The 26,327-nt window shown below is 71.6% G+C and carries 13 protein-coding genes; 6 read left to right on the forward strand and 7 right to left on the reverse strand.

The window, feature by feature from the left end; genetic code table 11:
- Nucleotides 1–50: 50 nt before the first annotated feature.
- Nucleotides 51–1,697 (forward strand): serine protease, encoded by a 1,647-nt coding sequence (locus NQZ70_RS34150; protein WP_272826246.1) that lies wholly within the window; start codon nt 51–53, stop codon nt 1,695–1,697.
- A 39-nt stretch (nt 1,698–1,736) separates the two neighbouring features.
- Here NQZ70_RS34150 and NQZ70_RS34155 read toward each other — a convergent pair whose 3' ends face one another.
- Entirely contained in the window at nt 1,737–2,279 is a 543-nt protein-coding gene (locus tag NQZ70_RS34155) for a GNAT family N-acetyltransferase (protein WP_129577973.1), read from the reverse strand.
- 296 nt (nt 2,280–2,575) lie between these two features.
- On the opposite strand from NQZ70_RS34155, the gene NQZ70_RS34160 reads away from it, so the two are divergent.
- The 3 genes from NQZ70_RS34160 to NQZ70_RS34170 all read left to right on the forward strand — a co-directional run bounded on the left by NQZ70_RS34160 (nt 2,576) and on the right by NQZ70_RS34170 (nt 9,486).
- The gene (locus tag NQZ70_RS34160) at nt 2,576–3,895 is read left to right on the forward strand and encodes a ferritin-like domain-containing protein (RefSeq protein WP_129577974.1); all 1,320 of its coding nucleotides are present in this window, start codon (nt 2,576–2,578) and stop codon (nt 3,893–3,895) included.
- A gap of 864 nt (nt 3,896–4,759) precedes the next feature.
- Nucleotides 4,760–7,459, forward strand: coding sequence for a hypothetical protein (locus tag NQZ70_RS34165; protein WP_269467621.1), 2,700 nt, complete (start codon nt 4,760–4,762; stop codon nt 7,457–7,459).
- 812 nt (nt 7,460–8,271) lie between these two features.
- Nucleotides 8,272–9,486: a glycosyltransferase gene (locus NQZ70_RS34170; protein ID WP_237244292.1), complete on the forward strand. Its 1,215-nt coding sequence runs from the start codon at nt 8,272–8,274 to the stop codon at nt 9,484–9,486.
- Between the two features lie 165 nt (nt 9,487–9,651).
- On the opposite strand, the gene NQZ70_RS34175 is transcribed toward NQZ70_RS34170, so the two are convergent.
- Together NQZ70_RS34175 and NQZ70_RS34180 are read right to left on the reverse strand one after the other, a co-directional pair.
- Nucleotides 9,652–10,818, reverse strand: a complete 1,167-nt coding sequence (locus NQZ70_RS34175) for a serine/threonine-protein kinase (protein WP_237244293.1) — start codon at nt 10,816–10,818, stop codon at nt 9,652–9,654.
- A gap of 531 nt (nt 10,819–11,349) precedes the next feature.
- A complete protein-coding gene (locus NQZ70_RS34180; RefSeq protein ID WP_237244294.1) occupies nt 11,350–16,203 on the reverse strand; it encodes a hypothetical protein in 4,854 nt (1,617 codons plus the stop codon).
- A gap of 469 nt (nt 16,204–16,672) precedes the next feature.
- On the opposite strand from NQZ70_RS34180, the gene NQZ70_RS34185 reads away from it, so the two are divergent.
- Nucleotides 16,673–17,194 (forward strand): hypothetical protein, encoded by a 522-nt coding sequence (locus tag NQZ70_RS34185; protein ID WP_129577977.1) that lies wholly within the window; start codon nt 16,673–16,675, stop codon nt 17,192–17,194.
- Between the two features lie 30 nt (nt 17,195–17,224).
- Here NQZ70_RS34185 and NQZ70_RS34190 read toward each other — a convergent pair whose 3' ends face one another.
- From NQZ70_RS34190 to NQZ70_RS34200, 3 genes are all read right to left on the reverse strand, one after another.
- Nucleotides 17,225–18,799, reverse strand: coding sequence for a hypothetical protein (locus NQZ70_RS34190; protein WP_129577978.1), 1,575 nt, complete (start codon nt 18,797–18,799; stop codon nt 17,225–17,227).
- 506 nt (nt 18,800–19,305) lie between these two features.
- Entirely contained in the window at nt 19,306–20,844 is a 1,539-nt protein-coding gene (locus NQZ70_RS34195; RefSeq protein ID WP_129577979.1) for a hypothetical protein, read from the reverse strand.
- A 386-nt stretch (nt 20,845–21,230) separates the two neighbouring features.
- The gene (locus NQZ70_RS34200; RefSeq protein ID WP_129577980.1) at nt 21,231–22,631 is read right to left on the reverse strand and encodes a B12-binding domain-containing radical SAM protein; all 1,401 of its coding nucleotides are present in this window, start codon (nt 22,629–22,631) and stop codon (nt 21,231–21,233) included.
- Between the two features lie 123 nt (nt 22,632–22,754).
- Between NQZ70_RS34200 and NQZ70_RS34205 the strand changes: the two genes are divergently transcribed.
- Nucleotides 22,755–24,557 (forward strand): monovalent cation:proton antiporter-2 (CPA2) family protein, encoded by a 1,803-nt coding sequence (locus NQZ70_RS34205; RefSeq protein ID WP_129577981.1) that lies wholly within the window; start codon nt 22,755–22,757, stop codon nt 24,555–24,557.
- Between the two features lie 377 nt (nt 24,558–24,934).
- Here NQZ70_RS34205 and NQZ70_RS34210 read toward each other — a convergent pair whose 3' ends face one another.
- Entirely contained in the window at nt 24,935–26,326 is a 1,392-nt protein-coding gene (locus NQZ70_RS34210; RefSeq protein WP_129577982.1) for a sigma 54-interacting transcriptional regulator, read from the reverse strand.
- Nucleotide 26,327 lies beyond the last annotated feature (1 nt).

Below are 26,327 nucleotides of genomic sequence, written 5' to 3' on the forward strand. Positions count from 1 at the left end.
GCAGGAGCGGCGGGTAAGCTACGGCGTCTCGCCATCAAGGAGCTCGACCGATGACGCCGCGTCCTCTCTCGCTGATGATCGCAGGGCTGCTCTCCTGCGCCGGCCTCGTCTCCGCGTCCTGCGCGCCGTCGTCGCCCCCCGGCGACGCGGGCGGCCAGGGGAGCGCCGGCTCGGGCGCGGGCGGCCAGGGCGGCGGCGGGGCGGGCGGTGCTGGCGGCGAGGCCGGCGCCGGGGGCGAGGCCGGCGCTGGCGGCGCCGGCGGGAGCGGGCCGGGGGACGGGGCGTCCGAGCTCCTCTCGGGGCGGGACGAGGCCAGCGCTCCTTTCAGGGCGGTGGGCCGGCTGAGCGGCGGGCTCGGCTCCGGGGCCTGCACGGCGTTCCTCATCGACCCCGCGGGGCGCCCCGAGGCGCCGGCCCACGTGCTGACGAACGCTCACTGCACCCACGAGTGGGCCGCGGAGACTTCGGCCAACGCGGTGTTCGTGGACACCGGGGCGACCCCGGAGCTGCGGATGATCTTCAATTACTTCCGCGACACCGAGGGCGCGCAGGTCGAGGTGCCGGCGAAGGCGATCCGCTATGCGACGATGAAGGGCACCGACCTCGCGGTGGTCGAGCTCGACACCACGATCGGCGCCCTCGCCGAGCGCGGCGTCGTCGCGCTCGGGCTCGCGCCCTCGCCGCCGCCGCCGGGGGGGCGCGTGTCGGTGGTGGGCGCGCCGCAGCTCGACGTGGAGTTCCTGCGGCGCGCCCGCTGCAGCGAGGAGGGCACCTTCGATATCGTCGAGTATCGCTGGCACTGGTTCGGCGCGCACCGGAACCGCTGCGCCGACATCGCCAACGGCAGCTCGGGCTCGCCGGTGCTGGACGAGGCGCAGCGGGTCTATGCCGTCGTCAACACCACGACCCTGGGGAGCCCGCCCGACGGCGACTGCTTCCTCGGCAGACCTTGCGAGGTCGGCGCGCCCCCCGGCGTGTCGGCCGAGGGCGCGAGCTACGCCGTCGACGTGACCGGCGTGAGCGCCTGCTTCGGGGACGACGGCCGCTTCGCGCTGGATCGCGAGGGCTGCGCCCTCGACGCCGGCCGGGCGCTCGACGTGCTGACCTACCCCGCTCCCCGCGAGCGGCCGAGCGATCCGGCGACGGGCGCGACGAACACCTGGGATATGACGCTGGGCGCGCGGGGCGCGCTCGGGTTCTTCCGCTACAAGCTGGGGCGCGCCGGCGAGGTCGACTGCCGTCGGCAAGAGGGCTACTCGGCGCCGATCAAGCTCGTTGCCCAGGACCTGTCGGCCCTCGCGCTGCCCGAGGCCGAGGGGGTCCACCTGCTCTGCGTGCTCGCCGGCCCGACGGCGGCGCCCGACGCCGCGTGGCAATCGCTCTCGTTCCCCACGGTCGTCCTCACCACGATCGACACGACCCCGCCGTCGCGCCGGCCCGCGCTCTCGCGCGGGGGCGACGCCGCCGAGGGCATGCGCGTCGAGCCGATCTTCTCCCTGCCGGAGCACGCGGATTTCGAGTACCGCTTCGGCCCCCGGGACACGACCGACTGCGATGATCCGGCGGCCGAGTGGCTCAGGTACCGGCGGATCCCCATCTTCCTCGACCCCCGCGACCTGCCGGCCCGGTTCTGCGTGCGCCCGACGGACTGGGTGGGCAACGTGGGCGAGCCGTTCGATTACCTGCTGCCCGAGTGAGCCGCGTCGCCCGCCGCCGGACGCCGGACATCCTCGCCGTCATGCCGGCCTCGGCAGCACGAACTCTTCCGCCGCGAGCCCCTTGAACACGGTCGGCCCCGTCCGGCGGAACCCGAGCTTCTCCAGCACCCTGACCGACGCGGCGTTCTCGAGCATCGCGTGGGCGACGAGGCGCGGGAGCCCGAGATCCTCGAACGCATACCGGAGGCACGCCGCGGCCGCCTCGGTCGCGTAGCCTTTGCCCCAGTGCTTCCGGAAGAAGCGATATCCGAGATCCGCGAGCCCGAGGTCCTCGTGCCACCTCAGCCCGCACCAGCCGAGCTTCTCCCCCGTCTCCCGGTTCGAGACGATGAACCGGCCCATGCGGAAGGCCTCGAACTGGTGCGCGAGCCGCGCGATCACCGCGCGCGCCTCGTCCTCGCTGGCGAACGCGGGGTCCCCCGTGTAGCGGATCACCTCGGGATCGGCGTTCAGCTGCATCATGAACGGGACGTCGGAGGGCTGGTGAGGGCGGAGGCTCAGGCGTTCCGTCACGAGGACAGCGGGGGTTGCGTCAGGCTCGTTCCTGTCGAGGGTAACCATCCCGCCATCGTACCGGGTCCGCCACGGCGATGCACCGCGGGCGCGGCCAGGCGCAGCATCGCGTCGGCTCCGGCCCGTGCGTGGCACAGCGCGGCCATGGTCGCTCCTCGGCCCCGGCGCGGCCGGCGCGCGGCGCACGCTCGGCGGCGGCCGCCCTCGTCGGGCTGTGCCGCGGATGCTCCCGGAGCGCGCGGCGCGACGCCGATGTCAGGCCAGGGAGCGCTCGCCGTCCGCGCGAGCCTGCGAGCCGTCCGCGCTGTTCTCGGCGGCACAGAACTTGTTGGGTGAGGACGCATATGGCCTCTTCGAACCCCATCGACAAAATCCTGCGTCATGTCCTGTCGCTCTCGCTCGCGCCCCTCGTCGGCGGATGCGGCATCGACACCACCGGCTTCGAGCCCATCCCTTGCGCGAGCGGCGGGCGCACCCCGTACCTGGCGGGCGTCGAGCCCGGCGCTCCTGCCGATTACGTAGAGCTGAGAATGATAGCGAGCCCGTCGGGCGCGGCGGCGCCGAGCGCGCTCGAGTCGGTGGGCGAGAAGTGCTCCGGGGCGGCGGACAGGCCCGCATGCGAGGAGAAGATCGCGGCGGCCACGTCGACGAAGGGGTTCCGCCTCGGGGACTGCGTGGATTTCTGCCCGGATCACGTCCTGATCGTCAACACGGGCGACGAGGTGACGGTCCTCGATACGCGGGACGCGGTGAGGGCGTGGCTCGGCCCCGTGGACACGCCCGCGGACGCGGTGCTCGCCGCGTCGCTGGCCGACTACACCGTCCGCTGCAGCAAGCCCGACGAGGGCGGCGTCCGGCCTGCCGGCGACGCGTACGAGGTCCTCGCGACGCGGTACACGGAGATCTGCGATCCGATCGAGCGCACGCTCTATGTGCTCGGGGTGGACGCGGACGGCGACGTGCAGGAGCTGGAGTCCGAGGTGATCGAGTCCGAGTCCGGCGCCTGCGTCGGCCGGAGGCCGGCGGGGCTGCTGCGGGCCGCGGGCCGGGGCGCGACGCCGGTGGGGGCGTATTTCGCGAACGTGGCGCGGCTCGAGGCGGCGAGCGTCTGGGCCTTCGATGTGCTCGGGCGCGAGCTCGCCCATCACGGGGCGCCGCGGCCGCTCGTGGAGCGGGCGCGCGCCGCCGGCCGCGACGAGGTGCGGCACGCGCGGGTGATGCGGCGCCTCTCGGCGCGTTACGGCGGCCGCTGGCAGCCGCCGCGGGTAGAGCCGAGGCCGGTCCGATCGCTGGAGGAGCTCGCGATCGACAACGCGACCGAGGGGTGCGTGCGGGAGACGTACGGGGCGCTGGTCGGCATGTGGCAGGGGCGCTTCGCGCGGGATCCGCTGGTCCGGCGCGTGATGACGCGCGTCGCGCGCGACGAGGCGCGGCACGCGAAGCTCTCGTGGGCGATCGACGTCTGGGTGCGGCCGCGGCTCTCGGCCGCCGAGCGGCGGCGCGTCGAGGAGGCGCGGCGCGGGGCGCTGGCGGCGCTCGAGGAGGAGGCGCGGGGCGAGGTGGATCCGGCGCTCGTGGTCCACGCCGGGATGCCGGGCGCGGAGGCGGCGAGGAGGCTCTCGCGGAATTTCGCGGACGCGATCGCTGCGGGCGTGGGCGCCTAGCGGGGGCTGGCCCCCAACGCACCCGCGGCGCCTCTCGCATTCACCAGAGGCGTCCATCGTCAGCCTAGAAAGCCAGAGAACAAAAGAAGACGAACCACAGAAGCACGGAGGGCACAGAGGAGAAGAGGAGAAGAGGAGAAGGAGCTCTTTCTTTCTCTCCCCTCTGCGCCCTCCGTGCCCTCTGTGGTTCATTTTTCTCTTCGAACACCCGGCCCGCGCGCCGAGGGTGAATCCAGACAAGATAGACGCCAAGGACGCCAAGAGCGTCGACGTCCTCTCGTCTTGGCGCCGTGGGGTTCAACCTCCTCTCGTCTGAGCACCGCGACGCGCGGGGCGCTGCTTCTCCAGGGATTCGCCGCGCTCTGCCTTCGTTCTGATTCCGCGACGCGCCCGGGCTCCGCGGGCGCGGCCGCCGCCCAGCGCTCCACGAATGGGCGGCCGCGGATCGACAGGATCCGTGGTCGTCAAGCCCTCGGCAGGGGGCTTGGTGAGCCGCCCCCATCATCTTAGGATCGCTCCAGACACAGCGGGTTGGCGACTGGAGCCTTCGAGCGCTGGCGGCACCTGGCTGCGCCACGCGTCGTGGCGTGGCGCGCAGGTGTCGTATCGACGCATCGACCTGGCTTTTCGTGCCGGCAATTGGTGGGACTTTCGTCGAGAGGTCGGGGCAGGGCCAGCGCGGAGATCTGCCCTGGAGTCGCCCTTCATCCGATTCGCTCGCCTGTGGGCTCCACCTCATCTGAACACGACTGTCGCGGGAATCGAGCGCATCGAAGCTCGAAATCGATAGAAAGGCGGACTCACATGCGAAAGTATCGAGCGAGTGCGGTTTCTGCTGGAATCGTCGCCGGTTTTGCGGGCGTGATGGCCAGCGCAGGCGTGGTCTGGGCCGGCGATTCGGAACAGGGCACAGCTGACGCCCAGCTGAGCTACGCGTGCAAGCACCAGCACTCTGGGCAGCTCCGGAGCGTGGAGAGCCCGGACCAGTGCCAGGCCTCGGAGGAGCTGGTGTCCCAGCCCCGCACGAGCAAAGGCTTCGTGGGTCAGCAGGTCTTCAAGGGCGAGCGCGGTCCTCAGGGGCCGCAGGGGCCCAAGGGCGAGCGCGGTCCTCAGGGGCCGCAGGGGCCGATGGGGCTGCAGGGACCCAAGGGCGAGATCGGTCCTCAGGGGCCGGCGGGCCCGCAGGGGCCCAAGGGCGAGCGCGGCCAGCCGGGCCCGCAGGGGACGGCGGGCCTCGTCGGCCCGCAGGGCCTCAAGGGCATCGACGGCGTGCACGGTCCTCAAGGGCCCAAGGGCGAGATCGGTCCTCAGGGCTTCAAGGGCGCTGACGGCGCGCGCGGTCCTCAGGGTCCCCAGGGCCCCAAGGGTGAGCGCGGCGAGCGGGGCCCGCAGGGGCCCAAGGGCGAGCGCGGCGAGCCGGGCCCGCAGGGGACGGCGGGCCTCGTCGGCCCGCAGGGCCTCAAGGGCATCGACGGCATGCACGGTCCTCAAGGGCCCAAGGGCGAGATCGGTCCTCAGGGCTTCAAGGGCGCTGACGGCGCGCGTGGGCCGCAGGGGCCCATGGGCCCCAAGGGCGAGCGCGGTCCCCAGGGGCCGGCCGGCCCGCAGGGGCCCAAGGGCGAGCGCGGCCAGCCGGGCCCGCAGGGGACGGCGGGGCTCGTCGGCCCGCAGGGCCTCAAGGGCATCGACGGCGTGCGCGGCCCTCAAGGGCTCAAGGGCGAGATCGGTCCTCAGGGCTTCAAGGGCGCTGATGGCGCGCGTGGGCCGCAGGGGCCCATGGGCCCCAAGGGCGAGCGCGGTCCCCAGGGGCCGGCCGGCCCGCAGGGGCCCAAGGGCGAGCGCGGCGAGACGGGCCCGCAGGGGACGGCGGGGCTCGTCGGCCCGCAGGGCCTCAAGGGCATCGACGGCGTGCGCGGCCCTCAAGGGCTCAAGGGCGAGATGGGTCCGCAGGGCCTCAAGGGCATCGACGGCGTGCGCGGCCCTCAAGGGCTCAAGGGCGAGATGGGTCCGCAGGGCCTCAAGGGCGCTGACGGCGCGCGTGGTCCTCAGGGGCCGCAGGGACCCAAGGGCGAGATGGGTCCTCAGGGGCCGCAGGGACCCAAGGGCGAGATGGGTCCTCAGGGGCCGCAGGGACCCAAGGGCGAGCGCGGTCCTCAAGGGCACCAGGGTCCTCAGGGCCCCAAGGGCGAGCACGGCGAGCGCGGTCCCCAGGGCCCCGCGGGTCCTGCAGGCACCGTCGGCCCCCAGGGCCTCAAGGGCGCCGACGGCGCCAAGGGCCTCCAGGGTACCCAGGGGATCAAGGGCGAGATGGGTCCGCAGGGCCTCAAGGGCGCTGACGGCGCGCGCGGTCCTCAGGGGCCGGCCGGACCCAAGGGCGAGATGGGTCCCCAGGGCCCCAAGGGCGAGCGCGGCGAGCGCGGTCCCCAGGGCCCCGCGGGAGCTCCGGGTGCCATCGGTCCTCAGGGCCTCAAGGGCGCCGACGGCGTCAAGGGCATCCAGGGTCTGCAGGGGGTGCAGGGGGTCAAGGGCGAGCTCGGTCCCCAGGGCCCTAAGGGCGAGCGCGGTCCCCAGGGTCTGCAGGGTCCCCAGGGTCCGCAGGGCCCCAAGGGCGAGCGCGGCCCCCAGGGCCCCGCGGGTGCTCCGGGTGCCATCGGTCCCCAGGGCCTCAAGGGCGCCGACGGCGTCAAGGGCATCCAGGGTCTGCAGGGGGTCAAGGGCGAGCTCGGTCCCCAGGGCCCCAAGGGCGAGCGCGGTCCCCAGGGCCCCAAGGGCGAGCGCGGCGAGCGCGGTCCCCAGGGCCCCGCGGGTGCTCCGGGTGCCATCGGTCCCCAGGGCCTCAAGGGCGCCGACGGCGTCAAGGGCATCCAGGGTCTGCAGGGGGTCAAGGGCGAGCTCGGTCCCCAGGGCCCCAAGGGCGAGCGCGGTCCCCAGGGTCCCAAGGGCGAGCGCGGCGAGCGCGGTCCCCAGGGCCCCGCGGGTGCTCCGGGTGCCATCGGTCCTCAGGGCCTCAAGGGCACCGACGGCGTCAAGGGCATCCAGGGTCTGCAGGGGGTCAAGGGCGAGCTCGGTCCCCAGGGCCCCAAGGGCGAGCGCGGTCCCCAGGGCCCCAAGGGCGAGCGCGGCGAGCGCGGTCCCCAGGGCCCCGCGGGTCCTGCGGGCACCGTCGGTCCCCAGGGCCTCAAGGGCGCCGACGGCGTCAAGGGCATCCAGGGTCCCCAGGGTCCGCAAGGTCCGAGGGGTGAGCGCGGCCCGCAAGGGCCCATGGGGTCGCCCGGCATCGCCAAGATCCACGTGGTCTCGGTGACGCGCGAGGCAGGGCCGACGAGCGCGTTCGTCAACGTCAAGGCGCTCTGCAACGCGGGCGAGGTCATGCTCAGCGGCGGATTCTCGATCTCCGGCGGGGCCCAGGCGACCAGCAGGGTGGTGGAGAACTCGCCGCTCGACGCTACCGAAGGCCGCGCGGGCTGGACCTCGACCGCCGTGTTCGAGGGCGGCTACGGCAAGAAGGGGCAGACGGTGGCGCTGACCACGTTCGCAGTCTGCGCCGAGGTGCCCGAGCGCTGACGACGAACGACCGCAGGGCCATGCTCACGGGCTCGTGAGCCCCACCTCTCGACCAGCTGCCCCCTGTCCCCCTTCACAACGGCCTTGAGGACAGGGGACAGCTGGCTCAGCCCCTCAGCCTTGCTCCCCACACGCCGCACGCACGGCGAGAAGCCGCGCCCCGCCGCGCCGCCCAGCACGGCGGGACCCGCGAGCCCTTCACCCGTCGCGAGCCCGCCGGCCACGAGGTCGCAGCCCCCGCACCCCCGCGCCACGGACCCCGACGCGCTGCGAAGCGCCACGATGGCGAGGCCCCCACACGTCGCCAAGCATCACACAACGTGAGACAATTCCGCCATCAGCGTACCGCGGTCCAGATGCCGGGCCGGACCGTGGCGCAGCTCGCACGCTTTTCGCAAGGGGCCAGGGCGGTGACGTCGTGAACACTGGGCTCTTCCTCGGCACCGAAAAAAATGCGCGGCCGCGGCGACTTCTGACGGAATTCCGGCGCGCCATGGCTGCTGTGCGTACTGCTGTGCGTAGGGGAGAGGCCGCGGCGCGCCGCGTCGCGGTGTTGCCCTTTGTCCCAGCTGTCGTCATGTGCCACAGCAGTGCTTTCACGTAGTCAGCTCACCGGCTGGTGAAGGCATCCCCTCACTTCAACCCAGAGGTACGAGGCATGCTTAGGAGATTCACGGAGAATCCTCCTTGCCTCATTAGACTCTGTGGTAACTTCCCCCAGTGGACGAGGACACGAAGGAGGGGTTTCTCTCAGGTCAGACCACATGCCTCCGAGCGCATCCCAGAGGGGAACCATGAGCGTAGATTACCCTATGAATACGACCCAGCATGCACCGATGACCCGCGCGCGCAACAACCCTCTTGTGATCGCGCACGTGCTGAACTCCTTCCAGGTGGGAGGCGCGGAGCAGGTCGTGGTGGATCTGGCCGCGCTGCAGCGCGAGGCGGGGCATGAGGTGATGGTCGTCGGCATCGAGACGAACCCCGACGGGCCGCGCGCCGCGCAGCTCCGGGAGCGCGGCGTCGCGGTCCACATGCTCCCGAAGCGCCCCGGCTTCGACTTCAAGCTGCCCGGGAAGCTCGCGGCGTTCTTCGCCAAGCACGGCGTCTCCATCGTGCACTCGCACAACCAGCTGCCGCTCATCTACGCGACGGCCGCGGGCCGGCTCCACCGCGTGCCCGTGTGCCACACCCTGCACGGCGCCATGTTCGATCAGGGCCGCCGGGCGTGGCTGCGGCACATGGCCGCCAAGCTCGCCGACGCGCACGTGGCCGTGTCGCAGCCGACGGCCGACTTCATGCTGAAGCACAACGAGGTCCCGAGCTCGAAGCTGCACGTCGTCTTGAACGGCATCGATCTCTCCCGGTTCAGGCCAGACGCCGCGGCCCGGCGCCGCGTCCGGACCGAGCTCGGCATCCCCCAGGACGCGTGGGTCGCCGGGGCGGTCGGGCGCCTGTCCCAGGTCAAGAACCACGCCCTCCTGCTCCGCGCGGCCGCGGCCGCGGGCGTACTATCGGAGAACGGGCGCCTCCTCCTCGTCGGGGACGGGCCGGAGGCCGCCTCGCTGCGCGCCCTCGCCGACGAGCTCGGCATCAGCGACCGCGTCGTGTTCGCCGGCGAGCGGCACGACGTCCCGGAGCTCCTCTCCGCGAGCGACGTCTTCGTCCTCTCGTCGACGTCGGAGGGGCTGCCGCTCTCCATGGTCGAGGCCATGGCCACCGGCCTGCCCGTCGTCTCGACCGCCGTGGGCGGCATCCCCGCCCTGATCACCGACGGCGACACAGGCTTCCTCGTGCCCTCGGACGACGTCGGCGCGCTCGCCGCGAAGCTCGCCGACCTCAAGGCAGATCCCGGGCGATCCGCGGCGATGGGCAGGCGGGGGCGGAAGCTCGCGCTGGGGCGCTACTCGGCGGAGCGCATGATGGCGAGCTACATGGATATCTACGAGACGCTCCTCGCCCGGCGGGAGTCGGAGCGCCGCGCCGTGCTGCGGCCGAGCGAGCTGCTCGCCGGCTTGAACGCGTAGCCGCACGCCCCGCGAGGGCGCGGCCCACCCTGCGCGGGGCGTCCAGGCCGCGCCGAGCGCGACCGCGAAGGCGCGGAAGACGCAGAGAGTGCACCCATTCTCTGCGCCCTCCGTGCTTTTGCGAGCCAGGATCGAGGCGCGGGCCGTGGCCGCCTGACGCTCGCGTCAAGGCGCGCGGGGAATCGTCGAGATCGCGCGCGGGACCGTGGCGAGCGACGCCGGCGACGAGAGCCCCGACGTCCGGGAGGACCGCGTCTGCGTCGGACGACCGGACGGCGGCCGCGCCTCCACCGCGCCGAGGTCGCGCACATCCCTCGGCGGAGGCGCGAGCACTCCCCGCGGCGGCGGCGGCGTGACCGTGCTCCGGGGCAGCGGCGCGATCGCGCTCCGCGACGGCGGCACGATCGTGCTCCGCGGCGGCGGCGCCACCGTGGCCCGCGACGGCGGCGCGGCCCCGACCGCGGCCTGCGCCTCGCGCACCGCTGCCAGCATCGACCGCGCGTCCGGCCAGCGATCCGCCTGCGCGAACTCGAGCGCCCGATCCACCACCCGCACCACGGCGGGGTGCATCGACGGCTGGATCCGCGCGAGCGACGGGATCGGACACGTCATCCGCAGGAAGAAGAGCTCGTTGACGGTCGGCGCATCCTGCACGTACCGGTTCGTGAGCAGCGAGAACATCGTCGCCCCGAGCGCCCAGATGTCGGTCCGCGCATCGACGAGATCCCAGCGCGCGCGCGCCTGCTCGGGCGGCATGTACGCCGGCGTGCCCATCGCCCGCAGCCCCGCGAGCGACGTCTGCGACGAGGGGACCCGCAGGCGCGCGATGCCGAAGTCGAGGATCTTCACCCCGTGCTCGCGGGTGAGGAAGATGTTGTCGGGCTTCAGATCCCGGTGAATGACCCCGTTCTCGTGCGCGGCCGCGAGCACCTCGAGGATCTGCTCGCTCAGGGCGAGGACCTCGGCCGGGGGGAGCGGGCCCTTCTGCGCCTTCCAGCGCTGGAGGAGGGTCTCGCCCTCCAGGAGCTCCATCACCAGGAAAGGCGACCCGTCCTCGGTCACGTCGTCCGCGAGCACCGCCGCGACCCCGGGGTGATTCACGGTGTTCACGATGGCCTTCTCGCGAAGGAACCGGGCCCGATCCACCTTGTCCCTCGCCCGCTCGGGGTGCAGCAGCTTGATCGCGACCCGCTGGCCGCTCCGATGCGTCGCGGCATAGACAGCCGCCATCCCCCCGAGGCCGATCAGCGCATCCAGCCGCCACGCGCCGCTCAACACCACCCCTACGCGTGCCTGTGCCCTCTGGACGTGCGTGACATTCTCGAAGTCCATGGCTGCTTCTCTCTGTGTGCCCTCGGGCAACCGACGCTTCAACGCTCGCGACGCAAGAACGGCTGTCTTCTTTACGTTCCCGGTGTCATGCACCGGCGCTACGGCGGAATCGGAGCTCCACGATGGCGGGCTGGGGGTGCAACTCGTCGGAACCGCGACCTGTCCGGCCGTCCTGCGTCACCGAACCAGGCGACGCCTGGGGAGGGCGGTGTCCAACAGCACGTCATTTCATGGAAAAGTTCAGCAAGAGCTGCGCCACGGCAGCCCGCGCCGAGGACCGCGGCGAACGGGCAGCGCGCATGGGGCGAATCGCCTCCCTGCGGCAAGATGCCACGACCATTGCGCCGCCACGGGTCGCTCGGGTCCACGTGGGCGCGGATGTCGACACGGTGTCGGCGCCTCCTTCGATGAGCCCGCTGCTCTCGTGATCTCCGGGGCGAGCGCCGCTCGGCATCGCAGGGTGTGGGGAGGAGCGCCGCGCGTGTGCTCACGCGGCGCATGTCGTCCGCGGAGGCCCGCTCGCGCGCGAGGTCAGTGGAGGCCCCTCATCGTCGGGTCGCCCAGCTTGAACGCCGCCAGCGCCTGGCGGATGAAGACCGGAACGGAGACGTAGGCCTCGAGCGCGACGCAGGCGCGGTTCGAGGAGCACGTGCAGCGATAGAAGTCGCTGAAATCGTCGTCGTCTGCGTCGGAGTCCGCCTCGCATCCGGGCACGCCGTCCCGCAAGACCTCGCCGTCCGGCGCGATGGCGGCGACCGTCGGATCCCACCGCACGATCGGCTGCCCGCTCTCCGGGCTCAGCTTCACCTTGTGCCAGTCCGCCTTGCCGTCGCCGTCGAGGTCGGGGCCGGGCTCCGTGACATACGCCTTGGCCAGGAGCTCGTTGGCGTACTCCAGCACGCGCGCGCCGATGCCCTTCTGCACGACCTTGCCGAAGACGGTCTCGGTCCCGTACGCCTTCGCCACGAACACCTTCCCGGACGGATGGTGGAGCTCGATCCGGTTCGGGAAGCCAGGATCGGTGTCCGCCCCGGTCTCCCAGATGTGCATCATGTCCAGCCACCTCTGCTTCTGGTTCTCGGGCAGATAGAGGAGCGTCCAGGCGATGAGGAACTTCTGCTGCTCCCAGCCGATCTGGGGGTCGAGGATGGCGACCTTGGCCGGGGCCCGCGGGTTCCACGGCGCGCTGTCGACCGCGCCGTACGCGCTGCAGACGATGCTCCCGGCGCCGGGGAAGCAGCTCTCCGGCCCGGCCTCGCTCCACCACGACGTCCAGCCGAGCGCGCTGGCCGGATACCCGCTCGCGTCCCTGACGGGGCGACCGCGATCGTCGGCCTCGATGCGCACGCCCTTGATGGCGTCGTCGCCCGTGAGGTTATTGCCCAGCCAGCGGCGGTACCCTTCCGGGAACACGTCGGCGAGCGAGACCGCGCGGTAGCGCGCGTCGAGGAAGTCGTGCCGCGAGTCGCTGACGAAGTTGTCGACCGACTCGGTCATCAGCATCGCCACCCACGCCTTGTCGTAATAAGAGCCGGCGTTCATCGTGTACGACGAGTCGTACTCGCCCTTGTCCTCCGCGAGCGCGTTCTCGAGCGGCTTGCCGCCCACGGCCACGTCGCCGAAATAGCCCGTGGCGCCGTTCGGGACGACCACCACCGTATCCCCGGGATCGCCGAAGACGTCGCTCGACGACCGGAGGACGGTATCGCCCTTGGGAAGGAAGTGCTCGCCCGGCTGCGGGCGCGCCATCTGGAGCGCGAAGTGATCGAACGCGATCCCGGCCGCGAGGATGTTCTGCTGGAAGAGGCTGCCCGCGGCGTGCACCCAGAACGTGTCGAAGTCGTAGCCGCGGTCCAGCGCGAACTCGCGGTAGATGTTCGCGGCCAGCCCGAGGCCCTTCGCGCCGTCGCGCATCTTGGCGTTGTAGCGGTTCAAGGTCCGCTCCGACGCCGCGCGCACGCTGAAGGCCTGCCGGTCGCGGCGGTAGTTGTCGAAGATGTGATTCACCTCCTGCTGCGTGATGAAGAAGTTGAAGAGCTCATAGGCGTCCGCGCCGCTGTCGTGCCGGTACACGCTCAGGTTGCCGAGATCGGCCCACCGGTCGCTCGCGAAGCCGTAGGGGACGCGGGTGCGCCCCGCCGGGTCCACCGAGGGCCCCTTCACGCCCTTCGGCGTCTCCAGCGCGCGCCACGACACGTAGTCGACCTTCTGCTGCCGGCACCGCGTGTACTTGCCGTCGACCGGCACGATGTGCCCGTCGAGCACGGGGTGCCAGGCGCCGCCCTGCTCCTCGTCCCAGCCCGAGGGCCTGTAGGCGCTCGGGTCGACCTCGACGCAGCTGCCCGGCCGGATCAGCTCGTATTTGTTCTGCAGGTCGGAGTAATGGATGTCTTCGTCGTCGTACTCGGGCTGGAAGCCGAGGATGCCGCCGAAGTCGTCGATCTTGGCGAGCATGCCCTTGCCGCGCGGGGTGCCCGCTCTGTAGCTCGGGTCGGCGTGCACGGAGACGACGTCGCCGTAGAACATGCGGGCCGCGGCGAAGTCGTAGGCGCCGAGCCCGATGAGGTCCTGCGTGGGCTCGCCGGCGTAATCCATGGTCGACGAGTGCATGAACATCCAGATCAGGTTCTTCCGCTCGTTCTCGGTGACGGGATCGTAGTAGCGCGGCCCGACGCACGACTCGCCGTCCTCCGAGAGCGTCTCGCACGGCGTCTTCACCCGCCCGTTGTCCGTGCGCAGCTGCCAGTACTGCGGCCGGTAGCCCCAGGCGTCGGACGAGCTCACGAAGTTGTGGCGCAGGCCGACGGAGTGGCCCATCTCGTGGAGGATCACCGCGTAGTGCGCCCGCTGCGCGAGGTAGCGCCGCATGGCCTCGGCGCGCCGCAGCTCCTGCGCGGCGTCCCCCTCGCCGAAGCGGCCGTGCTTGCTCGCGAATTTCTCCTCCAGGATGTCCGCCAGGTTGGCGGTCGCCAGCGGCGCCGGCGCCTCGTGCATCACGCACGCGCCGCGCTCGGCCAGCGCCACCTCCCTCAGGTTCCTGAGCTCGCGCTGCACGCTCGGGTTCGCCCCGCGGAGCGGCGAGGCGAAGCGCATCACCTCGTCCGTGAGCGGCAGCGCCTCCACGCCGGTGAGCTGCTGGATCGTCTTCGTCGTGAGCTCGGCCTCGAGCTCGGTGCCCACCGCCGACTGGCGGCGCGCCTCGTACACCGCGCGCATGCTGTCCGGCGCCGTCGCGTCGGCCGCGATGGCGCGCACCTCCTTCGAGAGCCGCCGGAGGTCGTCGCGCAGCGCTGGATCGCGCGCCAGCTGGCCGGAGACCTCGGCGGCGTGCTCCGCGGTGACCCCGGCGGCGCCGGCGATCCGCCGCGCGATCTCCTCCCGCGTGAGCCGCGGCAGCGCGCCGCCCTTCGACGCGCCGTCGCTCGCCTGCGCCCAGTCCCGGACGTAGTCGCCGTCGGTGACCTCCTCGGTCTTCAGCTCTCCCTTGATGTAACGGGCCGTGTCGACGATGCCCTGGCTCCAGATGTCGTTGACGTGCGTCCAGACGTTGATGCTCGACGCGATCTTCTCGCCGGTGAGCGGGTCTTCCGAGTCGCTGTAGATGCCCCAGGCCGAGGGCGACTGCGGCGCCTCGAAGTTGTTGATCTGGTGATAGCGCAGGTCGCCGATCCGCGCGCTCAGCGCCGCCCCGCACGCCTTCATCAGCGCGGGATCGCGCCCCGCCTCCTTCCGGCGCTCGTCGCTGCACATCCTCGCGGTCACGCCCTCCGGCAGCCGGGGCCCGCCGCACGCCTCCGGGTCGGCGGCCTCGACCGGGCTGTGGCAGAGCACGATCATCTCGGGCATCTTGGCGAGCGCGACGACGCCCGGCGCGTAGCCGCGCCGCTCTCCGAGCTCGTCGGCGAGGGCGTCGCACCCCTGCCCCGCGCGCGCCGCGTCGCGCCGGCACGCGTCGACCTCGCGCGCGAGCGCGACGGCGTCGGCGCTGTCGTCCATCTGCCCGTCGTAGACCGGGAACGCCGCGCTGCAGCGCGCCGCGTCGCCCGTCGTCCGGACGCACTCGACGTGCTTGGCGGTGACGACGGCGCTGCGCAGGGCGACGTCCCACTCGTGCGCCGCCGAGGCCGTAGCGTCGAAATAATCGGGGTTGCTGTTCGACGTCACGTACCAGGGCTGCGGCACGGCCTCTCGACGCTGGTACGGCAGGGTGCATCGCTGCTTGAACGTGTCGCACCGCGAGCCGGGGCCGACCGTCACCCGCTCTCCATCGACGTCCATCGTCGCCCCGGTGACGGCCTCGCACTCGTCCTCGGTCCCGTTCTTGTCGTCGTCGCGGTGCGGGTCCGCGCCCACCGGGGTCGTCTCGGGCGTGAAGCACCGGATCTCGCCCGTCATGCGCTCCGGATCGGCGTAGTAGTGGCTGCGCTCCCAGAGGTTGTACCGGGTGATCATCCGATGCCATTTTGCGTCGCTCATGCCGTAGTTGCGCGCGTACCCGAAGCGCTCTCGCACGAAGGGGCCGAACGCCTGGAACCGGTATCCGTCCCACTCCGCGGGCTCGTAGTCCCGATCGACGACGCGGCGGAACGACTGCCGGAGCGTGACCTCGACCGGGTTGCACGAGCCGACCGGCGCGGTGCCGCCGGGGAAGTCCGCGTCGAGCATGCAGGCCGGGAAGCTGCCGATGCCCACCCCGAGGTGGCTCAGATCGATGAGCTGGGGCATCGCGAAGGCCTTGTTGGTGACGTCGAAATATCCCTCCTCGGGGTCGAAGTGGGGCGCGTCGGGGTGGCTCGGGTCGCTCACGTAATAGGAGAGCGGCTCGTACTGCACCCCGCCGTAGACGCCGATGAGCGACAGCGTGTCGAAGTCGTAGGAGTCGACGTTCAGGTTCTTCGACCAGTCGACCCGCATGTACTCCCGCGCGTACCAGGGGCGGTCGGTCGTGTTTTCGACGACGACGTTGGTCTCTTCCCCCGTCGACCGGTTGTAATCGCGCTGGACGTCGAAGTGCGAGAGGATCTTGTACGCGACGGCCACGACGCCGTCGTCCGTGGCGGCGCCGGCGCCCTTGCCGTCGGTGTCGTTCACGCGCTCGTAGGTGAGGCGCCCGATCAGGAGGTCTTCCTGGATGACCCACTTGATGCGCGCGACCTCCGCCTGCGCGTACGAGGACGAGAAGAGCCCGTCCTGCGAGGCGCCGTAGCCCACGTCGACCACCGTGGTGCGCGTCCAGAACTCCGGATCGTCCTCCTTGCTCTGCAGATCGGCGCCCACGAAGAACGACTTCGCCAGCGCGTTCGCCTGCACCTGGCTGATCGGTCTCCGCTCCTCGGCGCAGCCCGCGATCGAGCCCGCGGCCGCCGCGAACAGTGCCAGTCTCACGATCCAACTCATCGCAGAGTCCTCCTCCTGCAGCTCGGCCCGAGCGCGCATGCCCCCAAGAGAGCCTCGGCGTCCCCACGCGACCTGCGTGACGGCCGCCCTGATTGCGCGATCGGCGTCTCCGCTCCCCCCTCGAATCAGCGGCACATCGCGTGCCACACGCCCCCAATCGCCCTTCTTCGCGGCGGATCTCCGGTCGTGCGGTGGTGTCCTGTCGACCTCCGCCGCGACCGCGCGGCGCCGCCAGCGTTAGTGGACTGACGCCTCCGCCCGCCCGCGTGCGAATCCCTGGCTCGCGCGGATCGCCTCCGGCGGAAACGGAGCTCAGGACATGAATCGATCCTCGAAGCCCGGTTGTTCCGGGCGTTCACCGTAGGCCCCCTGCGAGGGTGCTCGTCGCGCGGCGCGGGGGATGGCCTCCCCCGCCCGGCTGCGGTATTGACGACCTCACCCGATCGGGAGGAACGCAGTGCCTGAGGGAGACGTCCTGCTCTCGAACGCCGACGGCGCCATCCGGGCGCTCGGCCCCGCCGTGCTCGTCTGCGAGTGCCCGGGCGACGACCTCGACCTCGCCGTGCGCCGCATCGCCGCGTTCGCGCTGACCGCCTCGCTGATCATCGTGGGCATCGTGGCCGCGCGCGCGGCGCCCTTTCCCATCCTCTTCATCGCGGGGACGTGGACCGCAGGAGCCACCGCGGCGCTGCTCGTCGTCCGCCGGCGCCGCCGGCTCCACGGCCTGTTCCGCCTCGACTTCGAGCGGGCCGAGATCGTCCAGGAAGGCCGCGGCTTCCGGCGGACCTTTCCGATCCACGCGATCGCCCGCGTGTCGACCCCGCCGGCCTCGGACGCCGACGTCGACGAGCCGGGCCTCGCGCCGCGCTGGCTGCTCCTCCACCTGTCGACCGGGGAGCAGCTGCGCCTGGGCAGGGCGCCCGCGTACGCGCTCGGCCCCGCGCTCGCGTTCCTCAAGCGGGCCGGCGTCGAGGCGTGAGCGCGCCCGCCGCCGGCCCCGGCCGCGACGTCAGGGCCTGGGCAGGCTCGGGTAAGGCGGACCGAACTGCCTGACCACGGTCCGCGCGTCCGAGAGGAACGGCGTCTTCATCGTCTCGTCCCGGTAGATCGGCCGGACGATGCAGGTCGGGTTGCTGCATTGCCCCGGGTCGGGCTTGGGGAACACGACGTCGGCCACGAGCCAGAACCTGTCGCCCGAGTCCTCCGGGAGGAACGCCACGGGCTCCTCGGGGTCGTGGAAGCCGGTGGGCCCGAGATCCGCCCCGAGCTCGCCGTTGCAGAAGATCTTGATCCGCGGGTGCACGTCGAACGACGCGGTGCCGCCGAAGTAGTGCACGGCGACCCGCATCCAGCCGTCCTCCGGCGGGAAGTCGACGTTGATGTTCTCCGGCGCGCAGAAGTTCGGGTTGTCAGGGTCGGTGACGCGGTGCACGCAGGCGATGTTGTCGAGATCGAGCCGCGGGTTGTGGCATCCCCGGCCGTAGGAGCGCCACGCGTCCCCCACGCCGCGGGGCGCGTAGAAGCACGTGTTGTTGGTCTCCTCCGGATCGAGATACCAGTTCACCGGCTCGGGCGGCGCCGCGTCGTCGCCGAACCAGCGGATGGACGAGCCCTCCACGATGCCGTCGAGCGTGCAGTTCCCGTAGCCGCACGCGACGCTCGAGCCGCCGATCGTCCAGGGCTGGGTGTTGTTCGGCTTGTGCAGGTAGAGGTCCAGATCGACGCTGTACGGATCGTGCTCCCACTCGAGCTCGACGCGCAGGCCGCGGGCGCCGACGAACAGCGGGTAAGCGCAGGTCGCGGTCTCGCCGCCCGCCACGCGCTTCGTGTACGTGACCGTGTACTCGCCCGACTGCAGGGGCTTGAAATCGTCCGCCGGGTCCGAGCCGCCGACCGAGGGGCACGGGTCCACGCCCGGCGGGCAGGCCACGGTCCAGACCTCGGAGCCCGCGAGCGCATCCCCGCTGAACGAGCCGGTGCCCTCCTTCAGGTCGACGTTCGCGAACGGGGCCGCCTGGATCGGGTGGCACCCCGTCACGTCCCTCATGTGGCAGTTCTCGTCCGCGTGCACGCCGCCGACGCACGGGCCCCACGTGCCCGTCTCGTCGCAGAGCTGGGTGCCGGGGTAGCACCCCGGGCTGTGACGGAACGACGGATCGCCGCGAAAGCACGAGTGCGCCTGACCCGCGATGCACGGGCACGTCTCGTCGATCATCCCGTTGCAGTTGTCGTCGAGCCCGTCGTGGTCCACGCCGAGCTCATCCACGCCGCACAGCTCCACTGGACCGCAGGCGCTGCCGCACGGGTTGACCGCCACGTCGGGCGTCTCCTCGGTCGCCCCTCCATCGATGTTGAGCATGCCGCCGAAGCCGTCGGAGCCGCCGGTCTGGGCGCCCGGCTCGCCGGCGGCGCCGCCCGGCTCGCCGGCGGCGCCGGCCGCCCCGCCGGCGCTCGCACTGCCCCCCGGCATCCCGTCGAAACCGAACCGTATGCCTTCGGCGCTGCAGCCCGCCGCGACGCCGGCGCCCGACGCCGCGGCTGCGATGACGACCGGGAACACGGTGAGGACACGAAGACGAAACATGAGACCTCCACTCGGGACCTCGACACGCGGCCGCAGGGAGACCGCGGCCGCTCAGCGCCACAGCGAAGAGCACCGTACCTTAGCAAAGCGGAGACGCTGCAGCCCGAGGGCGCGCGCGATTGCGCGCGCAGGGATGGCGGCCCACGATGCCTCGGCCTTCATCGGTGAGAGATAAAACCAGGTTACGGGCTCGACAGGCGACGCGCAGCGCTCCCTAGCACGGCATCGGTCCGGCGTCGGCGACAACGAACCGACGTGAGCCAGCGAGAGGCGTTTTCCCGAGCCTTCGAGTCAGGCGAATCACCATCAGGTGAATCACTACAGGATCTCATCGGCCCGGCGAGCACGGCAGTGCGCCTCGGGGCGCCGGCGCGCGGGCAGGGAGGCAGGCGCTGTTCGACGAGCCGCGGCGACTCGACCGGACGAGCTCGCTCGGAGGCCCGCACAGAGCCCCTCGCTCTCGCCGGGATCGGGCCGCTCGGGAGGGCGCGCGGCGCGCCCGCCGGTCATGGGAGCGACGGGTAGGCTGGACCGAAGTTCGACTCGACGTAGGCCTCGGTGGTGAGGAGCGGCGTCTTCACGTCCTCATTCCGGTAGATCGGCTGGACGATGCAGTTCGCCTGACCGCACTCGTCGGGCTCGGGGAAGAGCACGTCGGCCACGAGCCAGAACCTGGTGCCCGAGTCCGCGGGCGTGAAGGTGACGGGCTGCTCGGGGCTGAAGAAACCCGTGGGCCCGAGATCGGCGCCGAGGGTGCTGTTGCAGAAGATCTTGATCCGCGGGTGGACATCCTTGGTCACCCGGCCACCGTAGTAATGCACGCCGATCCGCATCCACTGGCCCTTCGGCGGGAAGTCGATGTTGATGTTCTCCGGCGCGCAGAAATCCGGGTCGTCGGGGTCGTTCACCGTGGGATCGCACTCCCGGTTGTCGAGGTCGAGCCGCGGGTTGTGGCAGCCGCGCTCGTTGTCGCGCCACTCCTCCCCGACGCCCCGAGGCGCGTAGTAGCAGGTGTTGTTGCTCTCCACCGGGTCGAGGTACCAGTTCACCGGAGCCGGCGGCGTCGCGGTGTTGCTGAACCAGCGGATCTCCGGGGAGCCCACGAAGTGCTCGATGGTGCAGTTGTTCCAGCCGCAGTCCGCGGGCGAGCCCGACGTCGACCAGGGCTGCGTGTTGTTCGGCTTGTGGAGGTGCAGGTCGAGATCGACGTTGCCGAAGTCGTGCTCCCACTGGAGCTCGACGCGCAGGCCGCCCGCGCCGACGAAGAGCGGGTAGTGGCAGCTCTGGGTCTCGCCGCTCGCGACGCGCTTCGTGTACGTGACCGTATACTCGCCCGATTGCAGCGGCTTGAAATCGTCCGCCGGGTTCGATCCGCCCACGCCGGGGCACGGGTCGACGCCCTCGGGGCACTCCACCGTCCACACCTCGGAGCCCGGGACCGCATCCGCGCTGAAGATGCCCGTGCCGGGCTTGAGATCGACGTTGGCGAACGGCGGCGACTGGATCGGGTGGCACGCGATGGAGCTGTTCGAATAGCAGCCCTCGTCGGCGTGCACGCCGCCGAGGCACGGGCCCCACGTGCCGGTCTCGTCGCAGAGCTGGGAGCCGGGGTAGCAGCCCTCGGCGTTCCGGAACGACGGATCCCCGCGGAAGCACGAGTGCGCCTGGCCGGGGACGCAGGGGCACTCCTCGTCGATCTCGCCGTCGCAATCGTCGTCCAGGCCGAGGTTCGCGCCGGTGCACAGCTCCTGGTCGCCGCACGCGCTCCCGCACGGGTTCACCGTCACGTCGGGGGAGCTCTCGTGCCCTCCATCGGTGTTGAGCAGCCCGCCCAGCCCGTCGAGGCCGCCGACCCCGCTCCCCTCTCCCGCCTCGCCGCCGGCCCCGCCCAGGCCGCCGGCCGCCCCCACCCCGGTGTCGCCGCTTCCGCTCGGGTTGAACGCGCTGGGCTTGCCCGTCGCGCTGCAGCCAGCCGCGATGCCGGCGCTCGACACCGCAGCGCCCACGAGGATGAGGAGCGAGGACGAGAAACGAAGTCGACCCATGAGACCTCCATTCGAGGGCACTGCGGTGACCGAGCGGATCCACCCCCGCCCGCCACCCCGGCATTCCAGAGCTCACGCGAGTGTAGCAAAATCAGCAAGCGACAACTTTACTGTAGCGCAGCAGGAAAACGCGGCCCGCGGATGGTGCGCCGCCGCTGATCCGGACGCCGTCGACAGGCTCACATGTCAGGCGAGCTGCGGCGATCGCGAGCCGCCGGCGCTCGGCCACGACTGCGGCCGCTCCCGCCGACGCGCGGCGTCCTGTCACGCCGAGGAGCGCCGCGCCGGAACACCGCGTCACCGCGACCCTGGAGAGCTCTGTGGCCTTGCATGGCCGCTTGCAGGCGGAGAATGCGGGACGGACGCGCGCCGGCCGCCGGAGGAAGCTATCCGACGATCGGCAGCTGCCGGCCGCCCCTGGCCTTCGCCGGCTGCGGCGGCTGCGGCTGCGCCGCGGGCGGAGCGGCCGTCTCCTCGATGTGCACGCCGGACCGGAAGCGCTGCTCGCCGCCCGCGATCTTCCGGTGCGCCAGCGTGTGCTGCATGAAATTCAGCGGAAAGAAGCCAGCCAGCTGAATCCAGCTCGACTGTCGCGTCAGGGTGAACCTGCGCCATATCGAGGACGGCGAGTAGAATTTCGTCCACGCCGACACCCAGCCCTCCCGGAGCCGCTCCCGGGACATCTGCTTCGGCACGAAATACGGTGAGCCGGCGTCGTGGTCGCGGCGCAGCCACCAGCGCTCGTCGGTGAGGCGCCCCTCCGCCTTCAGGCGGCGGTACAGCTGCGTCGCCGGGTACGGGGTGAGGATGGCATACAGCGCCATCGTCAGCTTCATGTCGATGCCGAACTCCACGGTGCGATCGAACACCTCGGGATCGTCCGTGTCGAACCCGAAGACGAAGCTCCCCCAGACCGAGATGCCGTGGTCGTGGAGCATCGCCATCGTCTCCTTGTACTGCGAGGGCCGGTTCTGCCGCTTGCCGGTGAACTTGACCGTCTCCTCGTCGATGCTCTCGAAGCCGATGAAGAGCGCCTTGCACCCGCTCTCGGCCATGAGCTTCACGTTCTCGAGGCGCTTGACCGCGGCGAGCGAGCACTGGCCTATCCAGTGCTTCTTCAGCGGCACCATCCGGGTGAACAGCTCCTTCGAGTAGGCCCGGTGGATCATCACGTTGTCGTCCGCGAACATGATGAGCTTGCCGAGCGACCTGAGCTCGCTCAGCACCTCGTCGGTCGGACGGAACCGCATCGTGGTGCCGTTCGCCGTCGACACGCTGCAAAACTCGCACGGGTAAGGGCAGCCGCGCATCGTCTGCACGACCTGGAACGGGATGTACTTCTTGGAGGTGAACAGATCGCGCCGCGGCGGGGGCTTGCCGGCCAGGTTCGGCAGCTCCGGGCGGTAGATCGGTTTGAGCTCGCCGCGCTTCGCGTCCGCGAGCAGGACGGGCCACGCGTCCTCCGCCTCGCCGACCACGATGGCGTCCGCGTGCTGCATCGCCTCGTCGGGGCAGGCCGTGGGGTGGATGCCCCCGAGCACCACCTTGACGCCGCGCCTGCGGTAAGCGGCGGCGATATCGTAGCTCCGGCGCGCGGTCTTGCTGTCGACGCTGATGCCGACGAGATCGACGTCCTTGACGTCGCGCTGGAGGTCGAAGGGCTGCACGACGTCGTCGGTGTAGATGACCTCGTCCTCGGGGGGCGTGAGCGCCGCGAGGGTGCCGAGCCCCACCCGGGGCAGGTACGCGGAATCTTCGCTTGCCGTGGCGATGAGCTCGATCTGCATGGCAGATCGTGCTTATCACGGGGCCGCGGCGAGGGCCTCCCTGCTTTGCGCTGGGCGCGCCGCCACGTCCGGCGCACCCTCCCGCGCGCTCCGGACGCGGAGCCCAAGGAGACCCAACGACGCATGAGCCTGCTCTCTCACGCCGCCGTCTTTCTCGGCGCCGCCGTGGTCGCCGTGCCGATGTTCAAGCGGCTCGGCCTCGGCGCCGTGCTCGGCTACCTCGTCGCGGGCGCGCTCATCGGCCCCTGGGGCCTGCGGATCGTCACGGACGTCGAGAACATCCTCCACTTCTCGGAGCTCGGCGTGGTGCTGCTCCTCTTCCTCATCGGCCTCGAGCTCCAGCCGTCCCGGCTCTGGGTGCTGCGGCGCGCCGTGTTCGGGCTCGGCGGCGCGCAGGTCGCCGTCACCGGCGCGCTCATCGCGCTCATCGGCATCGCGCTCGGTCATCGCGCCGACACGGCGGCCATCGCCGGCCTCGGGCTCTCGCTCTCGTCCACGGCGTTCGTGCTGCAGATCCTGGCCGAGAAGGGCCAGATGCAGGCGCAGCACGGCCGCTCCGCGTTCGCCATCCTGCTGTTCCAGGACCTCGCCGTCATCCCGCTGCTCGCGCTGCTCCCCCTGCTCGGCCCGGGGGGCGGGTCCCCGGCCGAAGGGGGCGCCCTCGCCTCGTCGCTCAAGGCGGTGGCCGTGGTGCTCGCCGTGGTCGCCGGCGGCCGTTACCTCCTGCGCCCCGTCTTCCGGGCGATCGCCGCCGCCCACGCCCACGAGATCTTCACCGCCGCGGCCCTGCTCGTCGTGCTCGGCACGGCGCTCCTCATGGAGCAGGTGGGCCTGTCCATGTCGCTCGGCGCCTTCATGGCGGGCGTGCTGCTCGCCGACTCGGAGTACCGCCACGAGCTCGAGGCCGACATCGAGCCGTTCAAGGGGCTGCTCATGGGCCTCTTCTTCATCGCCGTCGGCATGTCGGCGAACATCGGTCTGCTCATCGAGCGGCCGCTGCTCGTCCTCGGGCTCGTCCTCGGCATGATGGCGCTCAAGGCCGGCGTCCTGTTCGTCCTCGGCAGGGCGAGCGGGCACGCCGCGGGCTCCGCGCGCGACCTCGCGCTCGCGCTCCCGCAGGGGGGCGAGTTCGCCTTCGTCCTCTTCGGGCTGGCCGCGGGGCAGGGCATCATGGACAGGCTCCTCGCCGACCTCCTGGTCGTCGTGGTCACCCTGTCCATGGCGATCACGCCGCTCGTCATCGCGCTCGGCGACCTGCTCCTCCAGCGATGGCGGCGGGCCGGCCCGGCGCGGGAGTTCGACGCGATCGAGGACAGCGACCCCAAGGTCATCATCGCCGGATACGGCCGCTTCGGCCAGATCGTCTCCCGCGTCCTCCGCACGAGGAAGATCCCCTTCACCGCGCTCGACGCGAGCGCCACGCAGGTCGACTTCGTCCGCAAGTACGGCAACAAGATCTATTACGGCGACGCCTCCCGGCTCGACCTGCTCCGGGCGGCGCGCGCCGACAAGGCGAAGATCTTCGTGCTGGCGATCGACGACGTCGCGTCCTCGGTGAAGACGGCGGAGCTCGTGAAGCGGCACTTCCCGGAGCTCAAGATCTACGCGCGCGCCCGCAACCGCCAGCACGCGTACCAGCTCATGGATATCGGGGTGGAGGTGCTCGAGCGGGAGACGCTCCGGTCGTCGCTCGAGGTGGCGGCGCGCGTGCTGGAGGGCCTCGGGACGCGCGCGCCGGACGCCCGCGCGATCGTCGAGCGGTTCAGGGCCCACGACGAGCGGGTGCTGCTCCGCGGGCACGCGGTCCACAACGACGAGGCCAAGCTCATCGAGGCCGCGAGGCAGGCCGCGCAGGAGCTGGAGGGGCTGTTCGAGACCGACGAGAGCGCGCCGTCCGGCAGGGACGACAGGGCCGCGGCGGTGTGACGCAGGGCACCGCCGCGGCCGGAGCCTCATGGCCACGAACAAGTTCGTCAGCCTAACTAAGTGGCCCCCCGGCGCTTCGTGCGACGACCAGCCATCCGCGGGGCCTCCCCGCGGCCGGAGCCTCACGAGCACGAACAAGTTCGTCAGCCTAACTAACTCGTCCCTGCGCTTCGTGCCCGTGCACGCAGCCAGCCATCGGCGGCAGCTCCCCGCGGCCGGAGCCTCATGGCCACGAACAAGTTCGTCAGCCTAACTAAGTGGGCCCCCGCGCCTCGTACGACGCACACAGCGATCATCGTAGCGCGCCGCGCAACGCACCTTCACGCCGCGCCGAGCTCACCCGGTGCGCCAGCCGACAGCGCGCCGCGCTCCGCCGCTCACTCCTGTTCCTGCTTCGCGCCGATGCCGTGGCGGCGAAGGTAAGCCCGCACGTGCGCCCGCTCCATGCCCGCGCGCCGCGCCATCTCGCTCACGTTGCCCTTCGCTTCCTCGGACAGGGCGGCGAAATAGTCGCGCTCGAACCGCGCGAGCACGTCGCGCTTCGCCTCCTGGAACTGGCGGCCCTTCAGCGAGGCGAACGCGCCGTTGAACGCGCCGCCGCCGCCGGCCGGGTGGATCGAGGGCGACGAGTTGCCGTGCACCGGCGTCTCGGTGAGCGCGCCGAGGTGCGCCGCGATGTCGATCTCCTCGCCCTCGCCCGCGAGCGCGAACGCGACGGCGACCGCGTTCCTGAGCTCGCGGACGTTGCCCGGCCAGTCGTGCCGCATCAGCCGCTCGAGCGTGCTGTTCGAGACGCGCTCGTAGGCGCTCTCGTCGCCGAGATCCTTCAGCATCCGGCGGACGAGCACCGGGATGTCCTCGACGCGCTGCCGTAGCGCCGGCAGCTCGATCTTGATCTGCGCGACGCGGAAGTAGAGGTCGCTCCGGAAATTGCCGGCGTTGACCGCGCGCACGAGGTCGCGGCGCGTCGCCGCGAGCACCCGCACGTCGACCTCGCGGTAGCTCGACCCGCCGACGCTCTTGATGCGGCGCTCGGCGAGCGCGCGGAGGAGCTTCGGCTGCACCTCGAGCGGCAGCTCGCCGAGCTCGTCGAGGAAGATCGTGCCGCCGTCCGCCTCGATGAACGGCGAGAGGCGCTTGTCGACCGCCCCGGTGAACGCGCCGCGCTCGTGGCCGAAGAGCGTCGCCTCGGCGAGGGTCGGCGGGATCGAGCCGCAGTCGACGACCACGAACGGCTTCTTCGAGCGGGCGCTCGCCTGGTGCAGCGCCTGGGCGACGAGCTCCTTGCCCGTCCCGGTCTCGCCCGTGATGAGCACCGTGAGATCGGTCGGCGCCATCTTGGAGAGGCGCTCGAAGATGGCGCGCATCCCGGGGCTGCTCGCCACGAGCGGGCCGAACGACGGGATCGCCGAGACCGTGATGCGCTCGGGGCGCAGCGGCTCGAACTGGATCTCGGTCTCGCCGAGCCGGAGCTTCGTGCTCGTGAGCAGGTAGATGTCGCCGACCCGCACGCCGCCGACGAACGTCCCGTTCCTGCTGTCGAGGTCGCGCACGCGGACGCCCTGCTCGGTGGCGACGAACTCGGCGTGCACCGCGCTCACCTTGGCGTCGTCGAGGACCAGCTGGCAGGCCGCGTTGCGGCCCACGATGACGGGATCGGTGCCGATCTCCAGCCAGCCGCCGCCGCGAGCGGCCGACGACTTCGTCGGGCGGATGCGCCCGCCGCGCACCTCGACCCTGTTCTTCGTGCCTACCGTGGCGTCGAGCAAC

This window comes from Sorangium sp. So ce836, from assembly GCF_028553905.1.
Taxonomy (GTDB): Bacteria; Myxococcota_A; Polyangia; order Polyangiales; family Polyangiaceae; genus Sorangium; species Sorangium cellulosum_D.